General features: G+C 48.4%; 4 protein-coding genes and 1 tRNA gene. 3 read left to right on the forward strand and 2 right to left on the reverse strand.

From position 1 onward, the window contains the following. Nucleotides 1-27: 27 nt before the first annotated feature. Both QUB16_RS32850 and QUB16_RS32855 read right to left on the reverse strand, forming a co-directional pair. Nucleotides 28-1746, reverse strand: a complete 1719-nt coding sequence (locus QUB16_RS32850) for an ATP-binding protein (protein WP_333322550.1) — start codon at nucleotides 1744-1746, stop codon at nucleotides 28-30. A gap of 44 nt (nucleotides 1747-1790) precedes the next feature. Continuing rightward, nucleotides 1791-2180, reverse strand: coding sequence for a hypothetical protein (locus tag QUB16_RS32855; RefSeq protein ID WP_333322552.1), 390 nt, complete (start codon nucleotides 2178-2180; stop codon nucleotides 1791-1793). 178 nt (nucleotides 2181-2358) lie between these two features. Here QUB16_RS32855 and QUB16_RS32860 point away from each other — a divergent pair, with 178 nt between their 5' ends. The 3 genes from QUB16_RS32860 to QUB16_RS32870 all read left to right on the forward strand — a co-directional run bounded on the left by QUB16_RS32860 (nucleotide 2359) and on the right by QUB16_RS32870 (nucleotide 4889). Then, complete coding sequence (locus QUB16_RS32860; RefSeq protein WP_333322554.1) at nucleotides 2359-3405, forward strand: M20/M25/M40 family metallo-hydrolase; 1047 nt, start codon at nucleotides 2359-2361, stop codon at nucleotides 3403-3405. A gap of 87 nt (nucleotides 3406-3492) precedes the next feature. Continuing rightward, a tRNA-Glu gene (locus QUB16_RS32865) sits at nucleotides 3493-3565 on the forward strand. A gap of 271 nt (nucleotides 3566-3836) precedes the next feature. Continuing rightward, nucleotides 3837-4889, forward strand: coding sequence for a hypothetical protein (locus QUB16_RS32870; RefSeq protein WP_333322556.1), 1053 nt, complete (start codon nucleotides 3837-3839; stop codon nucleotides 4887-4889). Nucleotides 4890-5061: the final 172 nt, after the last annotated feature.

The raw sequence follows: 5061 nt of genomic DNA on the forward strand, positions 1-5061 counted from the left end.
CGCAACATTTGTTCTTGAACACCTGGGTTAGAATCTGCTTATACGTCCGGTGAGGCTGGCAACCACCGCCACTAACTCGGCAGCATCTACGGGTTTGGTCAAATGTATCTGAAAACCTGCTAATAGTGCCTGCTGACGATCGTCATTCCGGGCATAAGCCGTCAGCGCGATCGCCGGTAGCCTACCGCCCCGCTGCGCTTCAAGTTGACGCAACTTACGGATCAGGGAGTAGCCATCCTCATCCGGCATCCCAATATCGCTCACTAAAACATCGGGGCTGCGATCCGTTGCGGTTTCGATAATGGTCAAGGCGTCCTTTACCGAAGCAACAGCCATGACATCAGCACCATACTTTTCGAGAATCGTGGTCAGCAACTCTAGCGCGTCAGCCTCGTCCTCTACCACTAAGATTTTTAAGCCTTCAAGGGTCGGCGAGCCCTGAAACCTCCCCTTCGCCTCGACGATCGAGTTTAATGGCTCTGGATCGCTGGGTGGTAGATGGATAATCATCACAGGAAGTTTGACTGTAAAGGTCGTCCCCTGTCCTATCCCTGGACTCACTACCGTTACAGTCCCGCCATGTAATTCAACTAATTGACGCACAATGGCTAACCCTAAACCCAACCCCCCATAACTGCGAGTGGTCGTGCTGTCGTGCTGGCTGAAGCGATCGAAGACAAACGGTAGAAATTCCGAGCTGATGCCTGCCCCAGTGTCGCTGACAGTAATTTCCACATGGGAATTAACCCGCTGCAAACGAATCTCGACTCGCCCGTCTTTAGGCGTAAATTTGAGGGCGTTAGAAAGTAGATTCCACACAACTTGCTGCAACCTATCGGCATCACCCAAGAGCGGGCCAACTTCAGAATCGAGCCGGCTTTGCAGGCGAATTGACTTTGCCTCAGCCGCCAAGTGTACAGACTCAATCGCCGATTCAATCACCGGCACGAGGTTGACAGGACGGACTTGGAGGCGCAGTTTACCTGTGATGATGCGAGAAACATCGAGGATGTCTTCGATGAGCTGGGCTTGAGACTTCGCGTTTCGCTCGATCGTCTCCAAAGCCCGCGCCACCTTATCCTCACTCAGGTTTTTCTGCCTTAACATCGTTGACCACCCTAAGATCGCGTTGAGAGGAGTTCTGAGTTCATGAGAAAGAATCGAGAGAAACTCATCCTTGGCACGGTTGGCGGCCTCTGCGTCTGCCCGAATTATTTGTTCACGCATCAATAATTCGTCTTTGGTGCGATTAGAGGCTTCCAGTTGGGCAGTGCGTTCCTGCACCCGTTGCTCTAGCTCCACATTAATCGCCTGGATACGGCGGCGACTCTCTTCTAGTTCCTGGTTTGTAAGGGCGAGTTGGGCTGGACTTGGCGCATCGAGCGCCACTGGAATTAAGGGAATCAGTAAAAAGGTGAATGTATAGAAAGACCAAACACCAGTGAGAGCTTTGATCACTCCTGAAACCCAATAAATGGGGTGCCAAAGTGTCACTATTCCCATCAGGTGCGTCGTGCCACATAAGGCAAAGATAAAAAAGAAACCAACCAGCAGCATCACCGTGTGGGCAGGCAGATCCTTACGCCCATTGGTAAAGTAAACAATGGCAACCGCCACCGAGTAATAAGCGAGGGTAGTCAAGGCATCTGACGTTAAGTGCAGCCAGACTAACCCCGGTTTCCAGAGGTAACAATGCCCGTGGGGAATGAAATTACTAGAAAAGAAGGTGCTCAAGAGGTTAGGCATATTAGTTTACGGCGCTGTCAAGTTAATTTAGGGGTGTCATCAATTCAACCCGATGACGGCAGCAACCAGAAGAATCGCACGCCGGAAAGTTCACCGCCTGACGGGTGATAGCGCGTCGCGATTCCCTGATACTGCTTCAGCTTGGGGACAAAGTTCTTAATCAAATCACGGGGTTTGTAAAATTCAGCATCGTAAGTTTGCAGGGTCTTGCAATTGCGGCGAGGTGAAATGACGGTGGTCTTCCCCTCGGCATTGAGGCGGTCAATCACACGCTGATCTGGATCATAGCCCTTGTTAGCCAGCAGTGTATCCGCCACCAGTAATGGCTGCAGTTGGTCGCCTCCTGCTCGCGTCACCAGTTTGTCGGGGGGTGAGGTGAAACCCCAACGGATTGCCCAACGCATCCACGCGATCGCATGAATCTTGTTACTCAATCGCCCTTTGCTGTCTCCAATTGCTTCATTCCTACGCTCCTCAAAAAGCTCAGCAGGAAGATGTTTCTTTCAAGTGGGAAAATGCCTGAATTAAAACTAAGTGTACCGCCGGGAAATAGTGCGTAAATGTGCTTTAATATGTGTCGTCAAAATTCGCTCCTAAAAACGAAAATAAAAAATGTTAGAGTTCGATCGCCTATTCCAAACAATCGAAGAATTAGTAATGCTGCACTCACCCAGCGGTGCGGAATCGGAAATTAACCAGCGGTTGATGGAAAAATTCGCCGCCCTGGGAGTGAATGCTTGGCTCGATCGCGCGGACAATGCGATCGCCCTAATTAAGGGTCGCAATCCCGAAAAGTCGATCGCCATTACCGCCCACAAAGACGAAATTGGCGCCCTAGTTAAAACCATAGGCGAGAGTGGCCGCGTGGAAGTCCGCAGATTGGGCGGTGCATTTCCTTGGGTTTACGGCGAAGGCGTGGTGGATTTGCTCGGAGACAAGCAAACAATTAGTGGCATTCTCAGCTTCGGTTCCCGCCATGTTTCTCACGAATCTCCTCAGAAAGCTCAGCAGGAAGATGTTTCTTTAAAGTGGGAAAATGCCTGGATCGAAACTAAGTGTACCGCCGAGGAATTAGCCGAGGCCGGAATTCGACCGGGCACGCGGATGGTGGTGGGAAAGCACCGCAAGCGCCCGCTGCGGTTGAAGGACTGGATAGCGAGCTACACTCTGGACAACAAGGCTTCAGTGGCGATTTTGCTGGCTCTGGCGGAATGTTTGAAAGAGCCTGCGGTGAATGTTTATTTGGTAGCGTCGGCGAAGGAGGAGGTTGGGGCGATCGGAGCTTTGTATTTCACCCAGCGCCAGCCGTTGGACGCGCTGATCGCTTTGGAAATTTGCCCTCTGGCACCGGAATACCCGATTCGTGACGGCGAAAACCCGGTTTTGCTGGTTCAGGACGGCTACGGAGTCTATGATGAAGGATTGAACGCCCAATTGCGCGCAGCCGCCGCAGCAGCTCATGTAGAGGTGCAGTTGGCGGTAATTAGCGGTTTTGGGAGCGATGCTTCGATCGCCATGAAGTTCGGCCACGTAGCCCGCGCCGCTTGTTTGGCTTTCCCCACCCAGAACACCCACGGCTTTGAAATTGCTCATCTCGGGGCGATCGGCAATTGCGCCGCCATCCTCAAAGCCTACTGTGACGTGCTTTGGGACGAGTAGAAAAAAAAGTTTCGCAAAGTAGTTGACAGATTGGGAAAGATTAGTTAAGGTAATAAAGGTGCGGAACACAAGCAAACGCAACGACGCGCCCCCATCGTCTAGAGGCCTAGGACACATCCCTTTCACGGATGCGACGGGGATTCGAATTCCCCTGGGGGTATTGAAAATTTAAGTCTGATATCCAAGTGATATCTAGTATGTGGGGTGGGCATTTTGCCCGCCCTTATTGCTATTAGGACTTACGCACGGATAGCCAGAAACCGGGTTTTTGCCCAGAAGAGGCGTGACAGCCCGCAGCAACAGCAAAAACCGGCTTTATTTAGTTTGGTTTCTGGTGCATCGTTGAGCGATTTACCCTGGATTATTGAGCGGATACATAGGCTCAATATAGTTGAACACTTAGACAGCTAATAGCAGCAAAGGGGAGTGCGATGTACATACCTGTTACTTTCGACGGCGGCATCCAAAGGAACGAAGCAATAGAAATAAAAGTTAGAAACTTTAAAGACTTAAACTTACAGGAAAGACATATTGAAGAGTTCTTACGCAAAAACATTAATTTGCTCTTTGGGGATGACCAAACTCTTCTAGTTGTAGGTCAACAAGTTCGTAATGCGAGTAACGGGATTAGCGACCTGACTGCCATTGATGCAGATGGCAATATTGTTCTAATCGAGATTAAACGCGACGTACAAGACATCAAAGCCAGAAAAGAACCTTTTGAATTTCAAGCTATCAGGTATGCCGCGAGTTATGCCAAAATTTCTACACCTGAATCCCTTGTAGAGTTGGTCTATAGTTCGTATATCGAGATACACAAAGATGAGTATGAATTAGGTGATTTGACTCCTAGTGAAAAAGCGAGACGAGAGTTGAATAAATTCTTGTCAAGCAATGACGCACTCAAAACCTTTAACAAAAAACAACGAATAATACTTATAGCCTCATCCTTTGATGAGCAAACCCTTTCTGCTGTTGCTTGGTTGATTGCAAATGGGGTAGACGCCCTCTGTCTTAATATCACTCCTGTTTTTATGGGAGAGCAAGGTTTTTTGAGGATTGAGAAAATTTTGCCTCCGGCACAACTGGATGATTTTTACGTGGGTTTAGCCGGAGAAGGTTCTACAATTAAGGAAGAAATTATATCCACTGATTCTGGGTTTAATAGAACTTGGCTACCTCGAATGGACCAGTTGTTTGAGTGGGAATTAATCAAAGCTGGGGATAGCATTGAAATTAAAGAGTTTGAAAGCTCTGAAGCTATAATAATTGATGATACATTGGTCAGATTTAATGGGGAAGAAATCTCCTATAATAATTGGGGAAAGAAAGTTACTGGTTGGTCTTCTATAAGTATTTATGAATGGGCAATGCTTAGTTCGATTAAGAAGACATTACATGAACTAAGGATGGAAAAAATGGCAGAGTTGGAAGAAGCCAAAGCCAGTCAAGGTGAAAAAGTTCAAAACGAAGAGGTTGGATAGATTACATATAAAGTTGCGAGAAGGGATATTAGATCGTGTCCGCTCGATCGAGCGAAATTCCTGTAGTAGGTTGGGTTGAACTTAGTGAAACCCAACAACAGTTGATGTTGGGTTTCATTATTATATAGCAATCATCAATCTCGCAACTTCAGCAACGGTTCAATCTGCTGCC

It is taken from the genome of Microcoleus sp. D3_18a_C4 (assembly GCF_036702415.1).
Taxonomy (GTDB): domain Bacteria; phylum Cyanobacteriota; class Cyanobacteriia; order Cyanobacteriales; family Microcoleaceae; genus Microcoleus.